Origin of the sequence: Diaphorobacter sp. (assembly GCF_050251835.1) — a bacterium.
In the GTDB taxonomy this organism is placed as follows: Bacteria; Pseudomonadota; Gammaproteobacteria; order Burkholderiales; family Burkholderiaceae_C; genus JBFXIE01.
This window is the reverse complement of the sequence record NZ_JBFWLZ010000030.1, coordinates 1-19,889: the sequence shown is the minus strand read 5'-3', so window position 1 is coordinate 19,889 and position 19,889 is coordinate 1. Positions and strand designations below refer to the sequence as shown.

Below are 19,889 nucleotides of genomic sequence, written 5' to 3'. Positions count from 1 at the left end.
CCGTTTGCGTGCAATGGCGGGGTTGCGCAGATGGAAACTTCGCGGCGCGAGAGTCAAAAAGGCTTTTGCGTGAAAATGCTGGGTTTTTCGCTTTTCACTCGTTATCGTTTCCCATGTCCAGTATCCAGGTTCGCCCCGCCACACTTCGCGATGCCAAAGCCATTGCACAGGTTCACTCTACCGCCGCTCTGGAAGCCTATCGAGGTCTGCTGCCAGAGGACCAGTTGAAGTCCATGGCCTCGGTAGAAAAGCGCCAAGCCTACTGGCGCGAAGCCATTGAATATTGCGAACCCCAGGTTCAGGTGGCCGTCGAGGGCGACAAGATCGTCGGCTTTGTTGGCTTTGACCGCTCGCGCGACGCTAAAACCCGCAACACCACCGGCGAAATCTGGGCCATCTACGCCGCTCCCTCGCACTGGAACAAGGGCGTGGGCCTGGCCCTGTGGGACGCAGCCCGCGACGGTCTGCACGAAGAAGGCTGCACCACCGTAACCGCCTGGGTGCCGCTGCGCAACGAGCGCGCCCTGCGCTTTCATGAAATGGCAGGCTTCAAGCGCGAGATGACCACCGCCAAGACGGCAGTGGTTGGCGGTGTGAAGATTGAGGAAGTGCGCCTCAAGCGGCCCATCAACTGACAGGGCGGGGCTGCGGCATGGCAAGCAGCTTTGCGGCCGCGGCCTGACCGCTATGCGGTGCCACGCCAGCACACCCATTCAAGGCAGTAACTGCACCAGACGCTCGCGCACGCTGGCGGCGCGGTCATGGCCGGCCAGGTTCGTGATTTCATCCAGCAGTGCTTCGCCGACCTCCAGCATGCTGTCGCGGTCACGGGCATTGCGCAGTGCCTCGTGAAACTCGCGTGCCAGGTCGGCATTGCGGCGCGCAAACATGCGTTCGTTGATATCAAACAGATACATGCGCGTGCCAGCCAGCGAGCGGGTCGCGCTGGGCGCCGGTATGTCGGCTGCGCTGGCGCTCTCATCGCTCTGGCTGACGGGTTCAGCGCCTGATGTGAGGGCGTGTGCAGTTGCTGGGGCAGGCGCTGGAGCTGGAGCCGTTATCGCAGCCGATGCAACTGCTGGCGCCGGAGCATGCGCAGTGCTGAAGGCCAAGTAGCCCTGGTGGATCAGCCCTTGCACAATTTGCGCGCCCATGCCGTTGTACATGGCCTGCAAGGATTCGATGGGTCGGCCATCGGCCATCAGCAGCAACGAACGCTCGCGCAGGCTCAGGGTGCGAACACCCGGCGAGAGTTCCTGGCGTGCCTTGTCGGTTTTCTGCAGCATGGGAGTATTGGAAGCGGCCACACAGAGCGGCCAAATGGCCGGATTACACCGCTGGCCTGTTACGTAACGATGACCCTGCCCAGCGTCGGCGCCATTGAGCGTGCGGGCGGAGTGCTTTTTGACTACAGTATTGATAGCTGCTGGCGCTTTCTGCACAGGCGTTGGAGGCTGTTTTGAATCATATTTTTTAGCGTGCCCGCCCAGCTGTCATGACCCTATTGCTGGCCCCGATGGAGGGGCTTTTGGACTTCGTGTTGCGTGACGTGCTCACCCGGGTGGGCGGCGTGGACCGGTGCGTGTCCGAGTTCATCCGCATCACTGGCAGCCTGTTGCCCGACAAGGTGTTCCTGCGCTATCTCCCCGAGCTGGCCCACGGCGGCCGCACGCTGACCGGTGTGCCGGTGCGCGCGCAGCTGCTGGGCTCGGATCCCGCCAGCATGGCGGACAACGCAGCCCGCCTGGCCAGCCTTGGCGCCGAGGGCATTGACCTGAACTTTGGCTGCCCCGCCAAGACCGTCAACCGCCACGGCGGCGGCGCCGCACTGCTGCGCGAGCCCGATCGCATCGCCGCCGTGGTGGCCGCCGTGCGCCGCGCCGTGCCCGCGCACCTGCCCGTGTCGGCCAAGATGCGCCTGGGCTATGACGATGCCAGCCTGGCGCGCGACTGCGCCCGCGCCATGGCGCAAAGCGGCGCCTGCGAACTGGTGGTGCACGCGCGCACCAAGGTGGATGGCTACCGGCCTCCGGCGTACTGGGAGCTGATTCCCGCCATCCGCGCGGCCGTGCGCATCCCCGTGGTGGCCAATGGCGAGATTTGGACCGTGCAGGACGCCCTGCGCTGCCGCAGCGTGTCGGGCTGCGACGCGCTGATGCTGGGCCGCGGCATGGTGGCAGACCCGGGGCTGGCCCTGGCCATCCGGGCGCACGACCGGGGCCAGCCCGCCGCCGTGCTGCCGTGGGCCGCGTTGCTGCCCCACATGGCGCGCTTCTGGGATCTGGTCTGCGAGAACCTGGAGCCGCGCCAGCGCGCCGGCCGGCTCAAGCAATGGCTCAACCTGCTGCGCCGCCGCTATCCGCAGGCGCAGCTGGCCTTTGACGAGGTGCGCGTGATGACCGAGCAGCGTGCCATCAGCGCATGGGTGCAGCAGACGCTGGACAGCGCCGGCTAAAAATCGGCTCGGCCCGCCACGCGGGCCAGCAGCCGCAAGTCCGGCCCCACCGGCTGCATGGCGTGGAGTTCCATGCGCATCCCGTCCGACAGCGCCTGCAACGGTCCCCAGCTGGCCAGCCCATGCGCGCCGCTGCCCAGCAGCAGGGGGGCCAGATACAGCAGCAGTTCATCCACCAGCCCTTCGCGCAAGAACGAGCCGTTGAGCTTGTGACCTGCCTCCAAGTGCAGCTCGTTCACGCCATGCGCGCCCAGGTCGCGCAGCAGGGCGGGCAAGTCCACCTTGCCGCGGGCATTGGGCAGCAGGGTCACCGTGGCGCCGCGCGCCTGCAGCGCCTGGGCGCGTTGGGGGTGATCGTGCGCGCCGTAGATGAACACGCGCCGGCCGGGCACCTCCAACAGCCGCGCCGTGGGCGGCGTCTGCAACTGGCTATCGACAAGCACCAGATGCGGCTGGCGCGGCGTGGCCACTTCGCGCACGTTGAGCAGCGGGTCGTCCTCCAGCACCGTGCCAATGCCGGTCAGCACAGCGCAGGCGCGGGCGCGCCAGGCATGGCCGTCGGCGCGCGCGGCGGGCCCGGTGATCCACTGGCTGGCGCCATTGGCCAGCGCAGTCACGCCGTCCAGCGAAGCAGCGGCCTTCATGCGCACCCACGGCGTGCCGCGCACCATGCGGCTGAAAAAGCCGATGTTCAGTTCGCGCGACTCGGCTGCGCCCGGCCCCACCTGCACATCCACTCCCGCAGCCCGCAGCCGCGCAAAGCCCTGGCCACTCACCAGCGGATTGGGGTCGGCAATGGAGGCCACCACACGGCCGATGCCGGCGGCAATCAGCGCGTCGCAACAAGGCCCCGTGCGTCCCTGATGCGCGCAGGGCTCCAGCGTGACATAGGCCGTGGCGCCACGCACGTCGTGCCCGCGGGCTGCCGCATCGCGCAGCGCCACCACCTCGGCATGGGGGCCGCCGGCCTGCTGGGTAAAGCCCTGGCCCAGCACGTCGCCGCCGTTGCTGGCAATTACACAGCCCACGCGCGGATTGGGGTTGGAAAGAAAAAGCGCCTGGGCGGCAAGCCCAAGCGCCTGGGTGATGAAGGGGGATGCGTCTGTCATGGAGCCCGCGATGGTAGCGCTGCGGGCCAGGGTACGCTATGCCAACAGCTCCGGCGCATCGGCATAGACGTCACGCAAGCTCACGGCCGCATCCAGGCAGCGCAACGTCAATAGATCATCGGGCCGGGTGAATATCTTGTGCTGCCAGCGGCCCTCGTCGCTCAGCTGGTGCAGGTTGACCTGCGCGCAGTCTTGGCGCGGCAGCAGGTATTCGCGCAGACTGGGTAGCAGGCGGTAAGCAAACAGCTTTTCGCGGGAGTCGATGCGCTTGGTGCCGGGCGAGAGCACTTCCACCAGCAGGCAGGGGTGGCGGCGGTAGTAGGCCGACTCGCGGTCTTCCGGCTGACAGCTCAGCAGCAGGTCGGGGTAGTCTTCATGTCGGCCATGAAAAGCTGGCAGCCCTTTTGGCGTGCAGCTGGGAGCAGCGCCGCGTGCAGCGCGCCAGCAATCAAACCGTGCCTGTCGCCGGTATCGCCCATGGCAACGATCTGGCCTGCAAGGTACTCATGCTTGACCTCGGTGGCTTGCTCGCCGTCGAGGTAGTCTTGGACGGTAGCGAGCGGCTGGATCTGGGGCAAAGTTGTCGTTGGCTGATAAAGGGGTGGGGGCACTGAGGACGGGGGCGGGCAATGCAGGGCGCGTGGTTACTTGCCCCAGCATTCCGTGACGATGGTTCCGGTGGTTACTCCCTTGGCGCCGCGCAGGCCAGTATTGGTCAGCGTGTAGTTGCCGCATTTGTCGCCAGCCTGGGCTCCTTTGGGGCTGGCAGTCAGGGTAAAGCTGGCCACCGGGTTGCCAGAAGGGGCATAGCTGATGTCGTAGCGGTTGTTAGGCAACTTTTTCAGGTGTTCAGGAAAGGCCGCCGCCGCAGGATAAGTACCTGTAGCGGTAGCCGCCCGCTCCAGCCACTGCTGTGCCTGCAGCAGTGCGGCGCGCGCTTCCGCCCTGTGTCCCCGCCGCACGTACTCCGTATAGCTGGGGTAGGCGATGGCCGACAGGATGCCCACGATGGCCACCACGATCATCACTTCGATGAGGGTAAAGCCGCGATGTTGTTGGTAGCTGTGCCTGATCATCGAGTTCATCCCCTTCACTTGACTTGGCGCCAGCTGGGGCGCAGCGACTGCTCGGGCATGCGGGCGAGCATTTCCTTATTGTTTTTCGCATCAATGTCCATGATCTTGTCTTTCTGCGTGATCAAGGTATGCGAGCCCTTGGACACTCTCACTCGCGACACGTTGTCGTCGCCGGCGTTGTACAGGCCGTCGCCATTTTTGTCCACGATCTGCACCCTGGGGCGTTTGCCGTCCATGATGTTGATCAGTGTGCGGTACTGGCGCTCTTCGTCAACAGAAGTGGACTCGCAGCTTTCTACATTCGGATCCACATCCGAGCCCTTGGCGGGCACTTGCGAATACGCCGCCAGGATGTTGCTGCCGTCATAAAACTCCATGGGCTTGAGCATGCGCTCGCCTACGGCCGGCAGATCCACGTACCAGCCATTGAAATTGGCCCAGGTGCCCTTTTTCAGCTCGTTTGTCGTGTCCTTCACGTCCACGGTGCCGTGGTCGCCGCCGCTCAGTTCGGTGATCTTTTGCTCTGCCAGCTTGGCGTTGGCCACGCCCTCGCCAAGCGGGCTGGGTGCGGGCACACAAGTTTTGCCGGGGCAGGAGCCGCCGCCGGGGTGCACTTCCAGGCGCTTGCCCTTGATGGTGTCGACAATGCGGTAGCGTGTGTTGTCCAGCACCGAGTAAATGGTTTGTACCTCAACGCTCTCCGGATCCCTGACGGCCACGTTACGCCCTGTGCCAAAGGCCACCATCATGCCGCCGACGGCGACTTCTGTGCCCGTCTTGCATTTGCCACTGACGATTTCGCAATCGGTGCGGTCGTTGGCGCGCACGGTGGGTGCAATGGTGATTGGCTGGATATTGGGACGCGAGGTAGAACCCAATGCCGTTGGCCCCCTGGCCGTGAACAGCGGCGACCCGCCCAGGGCCACGCCCCATTGGGCCTCGTTCACGTTGGTGAGGTCGAACTTCCACAGATTGCCCCGGTTGTCGCCGGCGTAGGCTATGTCGGGGCTTCCGTCCCCGTTCAGGTCGACCAGACGCGGCGCGGACAGGCCGTTGTCCGTGGCCTTGCCCGTGCCCGCGGCATCGGTGGTGACGGGAATGCGCTGCAGCTCCTGGGCGCCGTCCAGGTACTGAATCAGCAGCACGGGCCGTTGGTTGGTGCTGTTGTAGCCATTGCCCAGCACCACTGCCCAGCGGTTGTTGTTCATGCGCGTGATCTGCGTCGTACGCATCGGGTTGCTCTCATCCAGCACGGGACGGGCGGTGATGTGGCCAATGTCCTTATCTTCATCCACTGCCTTGTCGCAGGCGGTTTTTTCGGCGCCGGTCATGGCCGCGCAATTGGGTGCGGCTTCGCTGGAGCCGCGCGTGCGATCCAGTTTGACCAAGGTGCTTGCGTTGCCTTCGGTAAAACCGCTGGCCGGGTTCGTCACATCCAGCACAAAGTAGCCTTTGCCGCCCGCGCCCAGCGCGCCCACCAGCAGGGTGCGCCAGTTTGGGATGTAGGAGGCGTCATCAGGGTTGCCTGTGCCCAGATCCACATCGCCGGTCATGGGCGAGCCGTCGACAAAAAACTTGTGCTTGTCGTTGAAGATGGGGTCGGTGAGTTCGGGCAGCTTGGGGATCACGCCCCGGGGTACGTAGGCAATTTTCTCGGTGCCGCCGTCCGTGCCCGTCGGAGTGCTTGCGTTGGCCGTAAAGCCATGCAGCATGCCGTCGTTGCCGCCCACGTAAATCATGGGCGGGCGTGCCGCATTGTCCCGCGTGAAGGCGGCATAACCCTTCAGTGCGTAGTTGCTGGCAGGCGCACCGGTGTACCACACCATGGAGTTGATGATGTCGCCCTGAATGCTCTTGCGCTCGCGGAAAGGCTTGGCAGTGGTGTAGCCAGTGGAGTCGGAGCCCTCCAAGCCACGGTCGCCGCGAATGTAGTTGAGCCTGTTCTGGCCGTTGGTTTTGACGACTGAGCCAGTGTCGCCCAACATGGCCTTTTGGGCGGTACTAAGGTAGGTCTGGTCAGTGGCCCACTTGAATGGCACGCCGCCTTTGTGCTTGGAGGTGACCCATTGGTCGCTCCAGCTCAGTACCAGCCGGTTGGCAGCGCTGGTGGGGTAGAGCGCATCAAGCTTTTCGGCCGTGTTCTTGCCGCCCCAGCTGGGGTCGGTCACCGTAGTGCCGTCTTTCCTCACGGTCTCGGCGGTCACAAAGCCTTTCCATGCGTTGGTGGGCTCGTAGGCACCGGTGTACTTGCCCACGTCGTTGAATGTGTTGTTGGCACCGCTGGTGGCTGTGGAGGTCAGGTCGGGGTTGGTGGCGGTGTTGATCTGGCCGAAGATGTCGCGGAAGGCTTTTTCAAGGTCTGCGCCGCTGGTAACCGCGTAGAAGCGGCCACGACCGTTGAGGGCGGCGTGCCACAAGTCCAGCGAACGCTTGTTTTCCGCATCCATCAGGGGCCATTCTTGGGCGTCCTTGGCCAGATTCGGAAAGCTGCCGTCGTAGCCAAAAGGCACTTGATCCGTTGGGCTGATGATGGTGGAAGCACCCGGCCACGTGGTAGCCATTTCGCTAAAGCCAATGGTGTAGGTCACCATGTGCGGCCAGGTGGCCGGGTTGTAGCGCGGGTTCCAGTAGCGATCAAGAGTGACTGAGGAGCCGCTGGCGTCGGTGAAGGTTTCTGTGGCCGGCGCCTTGCGGTAGTCAGCGGCGGGCTGCATGGTGCCGGTCATGCTGCTGGCAAAAGACGGTGGTACGGCCCAGCTGTAGAAGGCCCAGTCGGCCAGCGTGGTGCCGCTGCGATTGTCGCGGTACAGCGCAGACTTGGCTTGATCCGCCACTGTACCGCCGTACACCATACCGTCGGGCAAAGCCAGGTTGGTGGCATTGTCGCGCTTGTCGCTGTCGGGCACGGCAATTGCCGTGCCGTTCCAGCGGCCGTCGGTCATCAGGATGTGGTAAGAGCGGCGGCAAGCCAGATAAGGCGTGTCTTTGACACCAGGTTCGGATGCCCAGGGGCTGTTGGTGCCCAGTGGCTGTCGCATGTACTTGTCGGCCTGGCTGAACATTTCGTGCGAAGGCGTGCCGCCACTGGGCACCAGGCCATTGATGAAACTGATGAAGTTGGTGCGGTGGGTGTTGTCCAGCACGCGCATGGAGTTGGTATTCATGCTGGTGCTGTTAACGCTGCTTGCGCCCGGAGCATTGCCGTTGTTGTGCATGGCTTGCCAGGACAGGCGGATTTTTTTGTCCGGCAGCACAGCTGTGTCGCGAATCACGCCGCCCACGCCCCCATCTCCAATCAGAGCGTACTTCAGCACGTTGATGCGGCGGCTGGTCAGTGGCCAGGTACCGTCGGCATTGGGAACTTTGTTGTTGGTAGCACCGTACGAGCTTTCCGCATTCAGGCGGTAATTCATACTCCCCGAATCGTCAATCGAGATGATCACGTTGGGCCGCACATAAGGCTCAGTGCTGCCCGGCGGCGATTGCGCCAAATCCAGCGCCCAGGCGCTGCATGGCGCCAGCGCGGCACTTGCGGCCAGGGCGAGCAAGGTCTTGCGAAAGCGGGTGGGCGTGTTGCGGGGCATGGCGTGCTCCTGTCTGTCTAGCAATGATGAAATATGGTTTTTAGGCTTGCCTGGTAAGCGCTGGCAGCTCACTTTTTTGATGACACGTCAGTCCTTGGCCCGTTGCCGCGCATAGGTTTGCTGCAGCACCACCACGGTGACGGGCTGGGCGCCGGTTTCGCCCGTTCGCGGGGGGCGTGTCTTGCGGCCAAAAGCCACCGCAGTGATGCGGTACACCACGCTGGGCGTCAGGTGGAGCGGCAGCAGATTACTGGGGCCACCCACGATGAGGTTTGAGTTTTTGCTGCTCTCGTCATAGGGCAGCACCTCAATCCAGTACCAGCCACCACGGTTGAAGGCGCCGGTGTCGGCCAGGATGGGGTTGGCAGGGTTGTCTTCGTTGCCCACCGCTGCGCCAGTGAATTGGCCGTAGCGTGCGCCCGTTTTTGTCATTTCCTCCAGGGTGACGCCCTGGGTGGTGTCGTTGTTGTTCCAGAAGTCCAGCTTGCCCGTGCGCTTGACGCACAGGCCCTTGCTGCATTGGGTGGGCTGCGGATCCAGGTTGGCTAGCAGCGGGCCTACGTCCTTGGCTTCGGGGGGGAATCTGACGGCAATGCCGGCGCGGCAGACGTCGCCAGTCCCCACGCAAGAGCTGCCATCGGCCCGCTCGCCACGGATGTCCAGTTCCGCGTCTTGTATCAGGGCCTGCGCGGCCTCGAAGGCGCGCTGGTAGTCGGCGTCGTTGCCCACCACCAGCTCATTGAACAGTGAGGTGCGCGATGCCCACAGTGCCAGCAGCATCGAGAGCATGACGAAGACGATGACGACAAACAGCGCCACGCCTTGCTGGCGCCTGTGGTAGTCGGGGGGCATGCGTTGCATGGTGTTTTTTCTGGAAAAGTGTTAGAGCACCGTGCCAATCAGCCCCTGGCTGCGCATCTGGAACACGCTGCGAAACATGATGTGCATGCGCCGGGCGCGGTTGCCGGTTAAGGTGGTCATGTCCACCGCAGTGCCGTCGCAGTCGGTGTAGGTGCTGCCGGCGGGCATGTCGATGGGCTCCGCGCCGAAGAGCACCAGGCAAACCTCCACGGCCTGCACCCGTGCCCATAGATCCACGTTGCCAGCGGTGACGTATTGGATCTTGGCATTGCCGGGCTCGGTAAGGTCTTGCAGCAGGTAGCGCACCTGAAAGTTGGCCACGTTCTGCGCGATGGGCTGCGCGGTTGCGCCGTTGCCTTGGCACCGCAGGTTGGTGCCATCTAGCTGGAAGATGCTTTCCACCCGTTGGTCGGCGCTGGTTTCTGCAGGGCCGCCCAAGCAGTTGCGTGCCAAGGCTATGGGCGTTGCGATTTTGTGTACGGATTCTTTGTAACGGCGGTAGCCCACGTTGAGTGTGACGGGCGTGTCGGTGCCACCCAAGGTGTTGGCAGATGGATCAAAACCGTTGACGGTGCCGGATGCGGGCACCACGGTCTCGAAGGCCACTGGCGCCATGGGTACGTTGTTTGCTGCGGCATTGGTGGAGTTGGGGTTGAGATACAGCGAGCCCGCCTGGCGCAGCTGCAGGCCGATGACGCGCATGGTGCTGGCCGCCTGTTGCTGAATGCTGCTGGCGTCGCTTACCGTGCCCGATACGCCGCGCGAGACCATCAGCGCGCCCATCGCCACAGCCACGACGAGCAGTCCGATGGACAGGCCCACCATCAGCTCGATGAGTGTGACGCCGCGCTCGGAGCGCCTGCGGCATGGCGAAATTGGCAAGCGTTTTTGGCCTGTGGGCCTTGTTTGAAAAGCGCTGGCAGCTATGGTTTTTGATGGCATTTTCAAGATCCCGGGCAGTAGTACTGTGCTGGGCCCCCGCCGCCGAGGTAAGGCGCGCAGCGCGCGGGCACAGGGATGTATTGCAGGTGGCAGGTACGGTCGGCCGGGCAGGTGGCTGCCGTGCCGCCGCCCTCCTTGAAGGTGCCGTCAGCGGCGAGGAATCTGGAAGCGTCGATGTTGTTCCTGTAGAGCAGCTCGTCGGCCGCGTTGTCGATGTCGCGCTCGTTCTCGCGCCAGCTGATCATTACGCCCAGCTGGCGGCGGTTGGCGGGGTCGGTCTCGCCTGGTGGCAAGAAGATGCTGGCGCGGCCCAGGGGCAGGGTGCTGGCTACGGTTTGCTTCCAGGCAGCCACGTCATGCGCGGCCAGTTCAGACCGTGTGCAGGTTTTGGTTTGACAGTCGCTGGCTGCAGGCGTGGCGTTGAATGGCGACACGTAGCTGTTGATTTCGGCAAGTGCATTGGGACTAACTTTCATGCGCTCGCCAAGATCCTCAATCAGGCGGATGGCCTGTGCGCGGCGCACGGTGGTCTGGGTGTCGGTCAGGGTGCGCATCTGCACGCCCAGAATGCCCAAAATGCCCAGTGCCGCGATGACGATGGCCACCAGAGATTCAATCAGCGTGATACCGCGCTGGCGGTGCAAGGGTGCGGGTTTCATGAGTTTGAGGCAGAGCACGGAATGTCCTGCGGTGGAATGACCCTGAGGCGTCCGCCTATGCTCATGCAGACGCCGCGGGCGGCCAGGTCGGAGGTGGACTTGTTGAACGGTACCAGGCTGAAGCCGAGCCAGGCGCCATCCACCAGGCCCCAGCGGTTCAGGATGATGGTCGCGCCGCCACTGGTGCGGGTGACGTTTACCTGTGAGGGGGTGTCAAAGCGCTGCAACACGGGCTCTGTGGCGTTGCAGACACCGTCGTTGTTGACGTCTTCACAGACGAACCAGCCGCAGTCCCATTCTTGGTTGGCGCTCGTCGTGCACTGAGCGGTGTTCGGGTTTTTTTGTATCACCACACCGCCGCCGCGCTTGATGGCCTCGGAGCGTGCGTAGTAGATGGTGGATTGCAGTCCCTCCACTGCGCTGCGCACGCGCCAGCGCTCGATGACGGGCGTGAAACTGGGCGCTGCCAGCGAGGCGAGAACGGCCAGGATGGCCACGGTGACCATCAGCTCAATGGCTGTGAAGCCGCGCATGGGCGCCCTTGCGGGGCTGCGCTGGCGTATGCGCGAGAGGCAAAGTTTGTGCAGCGTTTGCATGGCCACGATGTTATGTGGCGTGCGCCGATCTGGAGCCCGCCAAAGGGATGGGCGGAGTCGCCATGCCGACAGGCGGTGGTTTCGGGCGTCGCTGGCGGCAACCGCAGGCGATCTGGGGCTGCATTGCATGGTTTCCCCATGGGCGGGTTTTGCGGGGGGGCAAGCGCTCCAGGCATAGACGCTGGACGCTGGCTGCGGATGACGCTTCGTGCGTGCGGACCATGCTCGCCGTAGCCGCCGGCGACATCTTTGAAGAAGCCTTTGTCGCCTGGCTGCGCGCGCTGGCCGTGGCCCGCGGTTGAAAGTTTGACTCATTTTGGCTTGTAGCGCGCTCTGGAAAAGCGCTGCAAGCTATCAATATTGTAGTAATCAAGGCGCCGGCGTCTTGGGCCGGTAGTCGCAATACGGCGCCACCACGCATTCCCAGCAGCGCGGCTTGCGCGCCTGGCAGACATAGCGGCCCAGCAGGATCAGCCAGTGGTGCGAATCCACGGCGTATTGCGCGGGCACGCGCTTCATTAGCTGCATTTCCACCGCCAGCGGCGTCTTGCCGGGCGCCAGGCCGGTGCGGTTGCTCACGCGGAAGATGTGCGTGTCCACGGCCATCGTCGGCTGGCCGAAGGCGACGTTCAGAACCACGTTGGCCGTCTTGCGGCCCACGCCGGGCAGGGCTTCAAGAGCCTCGCGCGTGCGCGGCACCTGGCCGCCGTGCTGCTCCACCAGAATGCGGCAAGTGGCCATCAGGTTTTTGGCCTTGGTGCGATACAGCCCGATGGTATTGATGTAACCCTCCAGTCCCTCCAGGCCCAGATCCAGAATGGCTTGCGGAGTGCCCGCCACGGGAAAAAGCCGGCGCGTGGCCTTGTTCACGCCCACATCGGTCGCCTGGGCCGACAGCAGCACGGCGGCCAGCAGCTCGAACACGGTGGTGTATTCCAGCTCGGTGTTGGGCTGCGGGTTGGCGGCCTTCAGTGTGGCGAAGAAGGGGGCAATGTCGCGGGACTTCATGGGTGGCGATTGTCGCCGCGCGCAGGGCCTGCGGCGCACCGTTGCCTGCGGGGGCGCCAGCGCGGTAGCACAATGGCCGTTTGCGCTGCCCTACCGCGCAGACGGGCTGGCAGGACATCAGATTTGCACAAAGGGTTTTCTGGGATGAAATTTGCAGACCGCTTGAATCAGGTCGAGACCTCGGCCATTCGTGAGCTTTTCAAGCTGCTGGGCAAGCCCGGCATCATCAGCTTTGCGGGGGGCTTTCCAGACAGCGCCCTGTTTGACGTGGCCGGCATCCGCGCTGCCAGCCATGCCGCTTTGACCGACGAGCCCGGCGCCGCGCTGCAGTACGGCGCCACCGAGGGCCACCAGCCGCTGCGCGAGCAGCTGACGGCCTTCATGGCAGCCAAGGGCGTGCCGGGCCTGGCGCCTGAGCAGCTCATCGTCACCACCGGCAGCCAGCAGGCGCTGGACCTGATCGGCAAGACCATGATCAACCCCGGCGACAAGGTGATCGTCGAGGGGCCTACGTTTTTGGCCACCATCCAGTGCTTCAGGCTGTACGGCGCCGAGGTGATCAGCGCGCCCATCGACGGCGAGGGCGTGCAGCCCGACGCGCTGGAGCGGCTGATCGTGGAGCACGCCCCCAGGTTGGTGTACCTGATTCCCACCTTCGGCAACCCCAGCGGCGCCACACTGAGCCTGGAGCGCCGCAAGCGCGTGCTGGAGCTGGCCGCCCGCCACCAGGTGCTGGTGGTGGAGGACGACCCCTACGGTGACCTGTACTTTGACGAGCCACCGCCGCCCAGCCTGCTGGCGCTGTCGGCGCAGGTGCCGGGCAGCCGCGAATGGCTGGCGCACTGCGGCAGCCTGAGCAAGGTGCTCAGCCCCGGCCTGCGCGTGGGCTGGCTGATCGCCCCGCCCGGCTTGCTGGCGCGCGCGGTGATGTGCAAGCAGTTTTCTGACGCGCACACCAGCACCTACGCCCAGGCCACCGCTGCGCACTACCTGCAAAGCGGCGCCATGCCTGCCACGCTGGCGCGTGTGCGCGCCGTGTACGCCGAGCGCGCCCAGGCCATGGGCGACGCGCTGCGCGACCAGCTGGGCGACGCGGTGGAGTTTGTGCCGCCGCGCGGTGGCTTGTTCTTGTGGGTGCGCCTGACGGGCGCGCGCGGACAAGAGCGCGATGCGGGCGCGCTGGCCCGGCGCGCCATCGACAAGGGCGTGGCCTTTGTGCCGGGCGCACCGTTCTTCAGCCAGAACCCCGATGCATCCACGCTGCGCCTGTCTTTTGCCACGGCCGACGTGGACAAGATCCGCGAAGGCGTGGCGCGACTGGCGCAGGCGCTGGCCGCTTGAACGGGTATGTCCGATAACGTTAGCCACGCGCAGCAGCTGGAACAACGCCTGGAGGCGCTGGAGGTCAAGGCCGCCTATACGGAAGACCTGCTGGACCAGCTCAACCTGACCATTTACCGCCAGCAGCAGCAAATCGACCAGCTGGTGCGCGAGGTGGTGCAACTGCGCCAGCAGCAGCCCGAGGGCGGCGGCGCAGCGGTGCGCAACCTGCGCGACGAGCTGCCGCCGCATTACTGAGGCAAACCAGGGTTTTGGCCAAATTGGCCGCAAGCGCAGGTAATTCAGGCGCTAACAGCTATTGTTTTAATAGTGAAAGTCACCCCGTGCATTGCCGCTTTCTTGGCAAAAGCCAGCTGCAAGTCTCTGCCCTGTGCCTGGGCAACAAGGTGACTGGGTGCTGGCGCACCGCAGCGTCAGCTCGGTGATTGCCGGGCCGCGCACGCTGGCGCAGTGGCAGGACTACCTGCCCGCATTGCATTGCGCCGTCACGCCCGAGGACGAGGCGCTCATCGACAGCCTGGTTGCGCCCGGCCATCCGTCCACGCCGGGCTACACCGACCCGGCCTGCCCGCTGCAGCCGCGCCGCGCGCCGGTGGCTGTCAGCCGCGCAGCTTTTTGACCGCCGGGCTGTCCAGTTCGCGGTGGCGCAGCAGCGTGTTCCACGTGCCGGCAAAGCGCGCGTGCAGTTGCTCCACCAGGTACACCGAGCGGTGCTGCCCGCCGGTGCAGCCAATGGCCACGGTCACGTAGCTGCGGTGGTTTTGCGCCAGGGCGGGCAGCCACTGGTCGAGAAACCGGGCAATGTGCGACAGCATAAGCCCCACTTCGGGCTGCTGGTGCAGGTAGTCGGCCACGGGCGCATCCTTGCCGGTCAGCTCGCGCAGTTCGGGCTCGTAGTGCGGGTTGGGCAGCATGCGCACGTCAAAGACGTAGTCCGCATCAAACGGAATGCCGCGCTTGAAGGCAAAGGACTGAAACACCAGGGTCAGGTGGCTGGGCGGCACGGCCAGCAGGTCTTTGACGTAGCTCAGCAGCTGCGACGGGCGCAGGCTGCCGGTGTCGATGACGTGCGATTGCTCGCGCAGCTCGGCCAGCAGCTCGCGCTCCAGCTCCAGCGTCTGCACCAGGGCTTGCCGGCCTTCCAGCAGTTCGTCGCCCGACAGCGGGTGGCGCCGGCGGGTCTCTGAAAAGCGCCGCACCAGCGTGCCGGTGGAGGCGTCCAGAAACAGCAGGCGCAGCTGCACGCCCTGCTCACGCAGGCTGGCCAGCTGCCTGGGCAGTAAGGGCAGGGCGGTGGCGCTGCGCACGTCCATCGCAACGGCCACGCGGTGGCCGTGGTGTGCATGCTCCAGCGCCACGAATGCGGTCAGCAGCTCGGGTGGCAGGTTGTCCACGCAGTAGTAGCCTGCGTCTTCCAGCGCGTGCAGCGCGACGGACTTGCCCGAGCCGGACATGCCCGTGATGACGACGACTTCGAGGGGGTTCTCGGGCTTGCTCATCACTTGTCTCACGCTGCCGGCGCCGCGGCGCCCTGCAGCATCTCGCGGGCATGCGCCAGCGTGGTGGGTGACAGGCGCTCGCCGCCCAGCATGCGGGCCACTTCGGCCACGCGCTGCTCGGCGTCGGCCACGGTAACGCCGCTGGTGGTGCCGGCGGCGTGCCGGTGCTTGGAGACGACCAGGTGGTGGTCGGCGCAGGCGGCCACCTGGGGCAGGTGGGTGACGGCCAGCACCTGGCGCGCGCGGCCCAGTTGCTGCATCAGCCGGCCCACGGTCTCGGCCACGGCGCCGCCTACGCCCGAGTCCACTTCGTCAAAAATCAGCGTGGGCGCCTCGCCCAGCTCGCTGGTGGTGACGGAGATCGCCAGCGCAATGCGCGACAGCTCGCCGCCCGAGGCCACCTTGGCCACGGGGCGGGGCGTCATGCCCGGGTGGCTGCAGACCAGAAAGCTCACCTGGTCGATGCCATGCGGGCCGGGCTCGGCCTTGTCCAGCTGCACCTCAAAGCGCCCGCCCGTCATGCCCAGGCCCTGCATGGCGCGGGTGATGGCCTGCGCCAGCTGCGGCGCGGCCTTGGCGCGCTGCTGCGACACGGCGCGGGCGGCCTTGTGATAGGCCGCGGCGTGGGTCTGCTCGGCCGCCTGCAGCGCGGCCAGGTCGGCGGCGCTGTCCAGGCGTTGCAGGGTGTCCTGCCAGCCTTGCAGCAGCGCTGGCAGTTCGGGCGGGGTGCGCTTGTAGCGGCGCGCCAGCTGCATCCACTGCGACACGCGCTCGTCGAGTTGCTGCAGCTGGTAAGGGTCGGGCTCGGCATGGCGCAGGTAGCCTTGCAGTGAATGCGCCACATCGCCCGCCTGGGCGATGCAGGAGGTCAGCACTTCGTTCATGGCGCGAAACGATGCGTCCACATGCTCGTAGTCTTGCAGCAGGTGCTGGGCCTGGGCCAATGTGCCCAGCGCGCCTTGGGCGCTGCCCGCGTCGTCGCCCTGCAGCGCGGCCAGGGCGGCCAGGGCGTTGTCCAGCAGGGCCTGGGCGTTGGACAGGCGTGCGTGCTCGGCGTTGAGCTCGTCCCACTCGCCCTCGCGCGGCGCCAGCTTGTCCACTTCGCCGATCTGCCACTGCAGGCGCTCGCGTTCTTGTTGCAGTGTGTCTTGCGCTGCGCGGGCCTGCGCCAGCGCCTGCTGCGCGTCGCGCCAGCTGGCCCACAAAGCCGCCAGGGGCTGGGCCTGCGCGCCTGCGTAGGCGTCCAGCAGGCCGCGCACGGCGTCGGGGCGCGTCAGGCTTTGCCAGGCGTGCTGGCCATGAATGTCCAGCAGGTGATCGCCCACGGCGCGCATTTGCGCCGCGGTGGCCGGCGTGCCGTTGATCCAGGCGCGGCTTTTGCCCTGCACATCCACGGTGCGGCGCAGCAGCAGGGTGTCGTCGCACGGGAAGCCCGCTTCATCCAGCCAGGCGGCCAGCGCGGGTGCGCCGGGGTCGAACTCGGCACTGATGTCGGTGCGCTGCGCGCCTTCGCGGATCACACCGGTGTCGGCGCGCGCGCCCAGCAGCAGCTGCAGCGCGTCGATCAGAATGGACTTGCCCGCGCCCGTCTCACCGGTGAGCACGGTGAAGCCGGTGTGCAGATCCAGGTCCAGCGATTGCACGATCACGAAGTCGGTCAGTGCGATCCGCCTCAGGGCCATGTTCAGGAACCTCCTTCGTTCCAGCGCAGTTTTTTGCGTAAAGTGGCAAAGTAGCTCCAGCCGCGCGGGTGCAAAAAGCACACGCTGTGCGCAGAGCGGCGCACCAGTATGCGGTCGCCATGTTGCAATGGCTTGAGCGACTGAATGTCGAAGTTGGCGCTGATGTCGCGCCCGCCCACGACTTCGATGGCCACCTCGGTCGCGTCGGACAGCACGATGGGGCGGTTGGACAGCGTGTGCGGCGCAATCGGCACCAGCACCCAGCCCGGCAACGATGGGTGCAGCATGGGCCCGCCCGCCGACAGTGAATACGCGGTGGAGCCCGTGGGCGAGGCCACGATCAGGCCATCGGCGCGCTGGTTGGACACGAACACGCCGTCCACCTCCACCCGCAGCTCCACCATGCCCGCGGTGGAGCCGCGGTTGACGACCACGTCGTTGAGCGCGACGGTCTCGAACACGCATTCGCCGCCGCGCATCACGCGCGCCACCATCAGCGGGCGCTGGTCTTCTTCGTAATCGCCTTGCAGGATGGGGGTCAGTGCGTCCTGGTAGCCCTGCGGCGGAATGTCGGTGATGAAGCCCAGCCGCCCCTGGTTGATGCCGACCAGCGGAGTGCCGTAGCCGGCCAGCCGGCGGCACACGCCAAGCATGGTGCCGTCGCCCCCCACCACCAGGCACAGGTCGCACTGCTCGCCGATGCCGTCCACATCCAGCGTGTGGTATTGGACCAGCCCGGTGTTGGCGGCGGTCTCGGCCTCCAGGGCCAGCTCGCACCCCTGCTGGGTGATGAACTGGGCAATGCTTTCGATGATCTGCCGCGCGTTGTCTGGCGCCGGGCCCGCGTCAGGACCCTGGTACTTGCCTATGAGTGCGACGCGGCGAAAGATGGACTTCATGCAGAAATTACATCATTAAAATGATTTGATGCTTGATGATCGCTCCAAGTTGTTGCTTAAAGCTCTGATCGAGCGCTACATCGCCGACGGCCAGCCGGTGGGCTCCAGAACTCTGTCGCGGGCGTCCGGCCTGGAATTGTCGCCCGCCACCATACGCAATGTGATGGCGGACCTGGAAGAGCTGGGGCTGATTGCCAGCCCCCACACGTCGGCCGGCCGTGTGCCCACGGCCAAGGGCTATCGGCTGTTTGTGGACACCATGCTCACCGTGCAGCACGATCAGCTGCCCGCCGTGCAGATCAAGCCGGAGCAGCCGCAAAAAGTGATTGCCAATGCCGCGCAACTGCTGTCGAGCCTGTCGCAGTTTGTGGGCGTGGTGATGGCGCCGCGGCGGGCGTCGGTGTTCAGGCACATCGAGTTTCTGCGCCTGTCCGAGCGGCGCCTGCTGGTGATCATTGTCTCGCCCGACGGCGACGTGCAAAACCGCGTGATCTTCACCGAGTCCGATTACTCGCAGTCGCAGCTGATCGAGGCCGCCAACTTCCTTAACGCCCACTACGCCGGCCTGGCCATGGAGCAGGTGCGCGAGCGCCTGAAGCTGGAGGTGGACACCCTGCGCGGCGAGATTGCCGCCCTGATGCAGGCCGCCGTCAACGTGGGCACCGAGGCCATGACCGAGTCGCAGGAAGAGGTTGTGATCTCCGGCGAGCGCAACCTGCTGGCGGTGAGCGACTTCTCCAGCGACATGGGCCACCTGCGCCGCGCCTTCGACCTGTTTGAGCAAAAGACGCAGATCCTGCGCCTGCTGGACATCTCCAGCCGCGCCGAGGGCGTGCGCATCTTCATCGGCGGCGAAAGCCAGGTGGTGCCTTTTGAAGAGCTGTCGGTGGTCAGTGCACCGTATGAGGTGGATGGCCAGGTGGTCGGCACGCTGGGCGTCATTGGTCCCACGCGCATGCCCTACGACCGCATGATCCAGATCGTGGACATCACCTCCCGGCTGGTCTCCAACGCGCTCAGCCACCGTTAGCCGGCGTGCTGGAGCGGGCGCACATCAAAAAAGCACGCCCGGCATGACCGAAACGGCCGCACTGAGCGGGCACAATAGCGACTTTGGTATGAATGGGCCGTTAGCTCAGTTGGTTAGAGCAGAGGACTCATCAAAATGGTGACCATGGGGCGAGAGCCCCATCGGAAAACCGGGTGAATTCAAGGAACCCTACAGCGCAAGCCAAGGCAACCTTGAGCCAAGCCCGCCGAAAGGCAGGTCGCAAGACCGGTAGGCGGGAAGGTGCAGAGACTAGGACGTGAGGAGCCCATCCGATAAGCGTCCCCCGAGCGCCCGGCGCCCCAACAGTCCGGCTGTGGGCGGTGAGATAGTCCAAGGAGCGGGGAAACCCGCGCAAACTTGAATCCTTTGGTCGCAGGTTCGAGCCCTGCACGGCCTACCATTCATCCAGTCGTCCCCCCCCCCCCCGCAACCGGGCGGGTGAACACTTACAGCAGCAGCGTCTGCGCCACGATCAGCACGCCGATCAGCAGGTTCACGCCCACCAGGGTGCGGATGCGCGCCAGCGCCTGTCCGCCAGCGGGCCAGTCGAATGCAGCGACGGCCTGCCCCAGCCGTTTGAGCAGGACGAGGTAGATGAAGCCAAAGATACCCATCATCACCAGGCCTATCGTGGCCATGATGGTCCAGTCCAGCGGCATGGCAAACGCATTTGCCGCGGCGGCACGCGCCACGCCGATCATGCCCAGGCCGCTGGCCAGCACCACCACGGCGGCCACTGCCACTGCGCCCAGAAAGCGCTGCAGCACGCCGTGCATCAGCCGCACACGCTGCGGCGGCTCCAGCATCTGCGCGGCAGGGCGCAAAAAGAAGTGCGAGAAAACCATGCCACCGATCCACACGATGACAGACAGGACATGGGCGAGCAAAAGGGCGTTGTAGAGCATGGTGGCGTGTTGTTTTTGCTATTGATAATGTAGCTGCTAGCGCTTGTCACAAAAGCGCTGGAGGCCTGAAACACCTTTATCTGTCGTCCACCGACGCGCTCCAGCGGTCGCCCCAGCCGCGGCGCACGTCGTCCAGGCTGCGCCGGTCACGCTTGGTGGGGCGCCCTTCGCGCAGCGTGGCGGCTGGCTCGGGCGCCAGGCGGTGCGCTTCGGCGGCCTGGG

Annotated in this window: 18 protein-coding genes and 3 pseudogenes; 6 read left to right on the top strand and 15 right to left on the bottom strand. The window is 65.3% G+C overall.

Annotated elements, in window-relative coordinates; all coding sequences use genetic code 11:
- Positions 1–113: 113 nt before the first annotated feature.
- Positions 114–635, top strand: coding sequence for an N-acetyltransferase family protein (locus tag AB7E35_RS10915; RefSeq protein ID WP_428163376.1), 522 nt, complete (start codon positions 114–116; stop codon positions 633–635).
- Positions 636–713: 78 nt separating this feature from the next.
- Here the strand turns inward: AB7E35_RS10915 and AB7E35_RS10910 are convergent, their stop codons facing one another.
- Complete coding sequence (locus AB7E35_RS10910) at positions 714–1,286, bottom strand: hypothetical protein (protein WP_172207878.1); 573 nt, start codon at positions 1,284–1,286, stop codon at positions 714–716.
- Positions 1,287–1,495: 209 nt separating this feature from the next.
- Between AB7E35_RS10910 and AB7E35_RS10905 the strand changes: the two genes are divergently transcribed.
- On the top strand, positions 1,496–2,455 hold the full coding sequence (locus AB7E35_RS10905) for a tRNA dihydrouridine synthase (protein ID WP_428167547.1): 960 nt from the start codon (positions 1,496–1,498) through the stop codon (positions 2,453–2,455).
- Here the strand turns inward: AB7E35_RS10905 and ribD are convergent.
- The 9 genes and pseudogenes from ribD to nth form a co-directional block, all read right to left on the bottom strand.
- The gene (ribD, locus tag AB7E35_RS10900; RefSeq protein WP_428163379.1) at positions 2,452–3,564 is read right to left on the bottom strand and encodes a bifunctional diaminohydroxyphosphoribosylaminopyrimidine deaminase/5-amino-6-(5-phosphoribosylamino)uracil reductase RibD; all 1,113 of its coding nucleotides are present in this window, start codon (positions 3,562–3,564) and stop codon (positions 2,452–2,454) included. The two genes, AB7E35_RS10905 and ribD, sit on opposite strands and share 4 nt — an antisense overlap.
- A gap of 36 nt (positions 3,565–3,600) precedes the next feature.
- Positions 3,601–4,175, bottom strand: a pseudogene (locus AB7E35_RS10895) (Uma2 family endonuclease).
- A 33-nt stretch (positions 4,176–4,208) separates the two neighbouring features.
- Positions 4,209–4,640, bottom strand: coding sequence for a type IV pilin protein (locus AB7E35_RS10890; RefSeq protein ID WP_428167556.1), 432 nt, complete (start codon positions 4,638–4,640; stop codon positions 4,209–4,211).
- 14 nt (positions 4,641–4,654) lie between these two features.
- A complete protein-coding gene (locus AB7E35_RS10885; protein WP_428167546.1) occupies positions 4,655–8,224 on the bottom strand; it encodes a pilus assembly protein in 3,570 nt (1,189 codons plus the stop codon).
- 87 nt (positions 8,225–8,311) lie between these two features.
- The gene (locus tag AB7E35_RS10880; protein WP_428167545.1) at positions 8,312–9,085 is read right to left on the bottom strand and encodes a pilus assembly PilX family protein; all 774 of its coding nucleotides are present in this window, start codon (positions 9,083–9,085) and stop codon (positions 8,312–8,314) included.
- A gap of 21 nt (positions 9,086–9,106) precedes the next feature.
- Complete coding sequence (locus AB7E35_RS10875; RefSeq protein ID WP_428163382.1) at positions 9,107–9,967, bottom strand: PilW family protein; 861 nt, start codon at positions 9,965–9,967, stop codon at positions 9,107–9,109.
- 62 nt (positions 9,968–10,029) lie between these two features.
- Positions 10,030–10,686, bottom strand: a complete 657-nt coding sequence (pilV, locus tag AB7E35_RS10870) for a type IV pilus modification protein PilV (RefSeq protein WP_428163383.1) — start codon at positions 10,684–10,686, stop codon at positions 10,030–10,032.
- Positions 10,683–11,219, bottom strand: coding sequence for a GspH/FimT family pseudopilin (locus tag AB7E35_RS10865; RefSeq protein WP_428167544.1), 537 nt, complete (start codon positions 11,217–11,219; stop codon positions 10,683–10,685). Before AB7E35_RS10865 ends, pilV begins: the two co-directional genes overlap by 4 nt.
- Positions 11,220–11,651: 432 nt before the next feature.
- Positions 11,652–12,290 (bottom strand): endonuclease III, encoded by a 639-nt coding sequence (gene nth, locus AB7E35_RS10860; protein ID WP_428167543.1) that lies wholly within the window; start codon positions 12,288–12,290, stop codon positions 11,652–11,654.
- A 144-nt stretch (positions 12,291–12,434) separates the two neighbouring features.
- Between nth and AB7E35_RS10855 the strand changes: the two genes are divergently transcribed.
- The 3 genes and pseudogenes from AB7E35_RS10855 to AB7E35_RS10845 form a co-directional block, all read left to right on the top strand.
- Positions 12,435–13,631 (top strand): PLP-dependent aminotransferase family protein, encoded by a 1,197-nt coding sequence (locus AB7E35_RS10855; RefSeq protein WP_428163386.1) that lies wholly within the window; start codon positions 12,435–12,437, stop codon positions 13,629–13,631.
- Between the two features lie 6 nt (positions 13,632–13,637).
- Positions 13,638–13,868, top strand: coding sequence for a SlyX family protein (locus tag AB7E35_RS10850; protein WP_428163387.1), 231 nt, complete (start codon positions 13,638–13,640; stop codon positions 13,866–13,868).
- Between the two features lie 154 nt (positions 13,869–14,022).
- Positions 14,023–14,250 (top strand): annotated as a pseudogene (locus tag AB7E35_RS10845) (aldo/keto reductase); the annotation flags it as partial.
- On the opposite strand, the gene rapZ reads toward AB7E35_RS10845, so the two are convergent.
- Genes rapZ through AB7E35_RS10830 form a run of 3 tightly spaced genes read right to left on the bottom strand, consistent with a single transcriptional unit; the run spans position 14,231 to position 17,711 of the window.
- Positions 14,231–15,130, bottom strand: coding sequence for an RNase adapter RapZ (gene rapZ, locus AB7E35_RS10840; protein ID WP_428163388.1), 900 nt, complete (start codon positions 15,128–15,130; stop codon positions 14,231–14,233). The pseudogene AB7E35_RS10845 and the gene rapZ overlap by 20 nt on opposite strands.
- 8 nt (positions 15,131–15,138) lie before the next feature.
- On the bottom strand, positions 15,139–16,812 hold the full coding sequence (gene recN, locus AB7E35_RS10835; protein WP_428167542.1) for a DNA repair protein RecN: 1,674 nt from the start codon (positions 16,810–16,812) through the stop codon (positions 15,139–15,141).
- A gap of 2 nt (positions 16,813–16,814) precedes the next feature.
- On the bottom strand, positions 16,815–17,711 hold the full coding sequence (locus AB7E35_RS10830) for an NAD kinase (protein WP_428167541.1): 897 nt from the start codon (positions 17,709–17,711) through the stop codon (positions 16,815–16,817).
- 28 nt (positions 17,712–17,739) lie between these two features.
- Here AB7E35_RS10830 and hrcA point away from each other — a divergent pair, with 28 nt between their 5' ends.
- The gene (hrcA, locus tag AB7E35_RS10825; protein ID WP_428167540.1) at positions 17,740–18,741 is read left to right on the top strand and encodes a heat-inducible transcriptional repressor HrcA; all 1,002 of its coding nucleotides are present in this window, start codon (positions 17,740–17,742) and stop codon (positions 18,739–18,741) included.
- Positions 18,742–19,208: 467 nt separating this feature from the next.
- On the opposite strand, the gene AB7E35_RS10820 is transcribed toward hrcA, so the two are convergent.
- Both AB7E35_RS10820 and AB7E35_RS10815 read right to left on the bottom strand, forming a co-directional pair.
- A complete protein-coding gene (locus tag AB7E35_RS10820) occupies positions 19,209–19,667 on the bottom strand; it encodes a CopD family protein (RefSeq protein ID WP_428167539.1) in 459 nt (152 codons plus the stop codon).
- A gap of 76 nt (positions 19,668–19,743) precedes the next feature.
- A pseudogene (locus AB7E35_RS10815) lies at positions 19,744–19,889 on the bottom strand (RNA-binding S4 domain-containing protein); the annotation flags it as partial.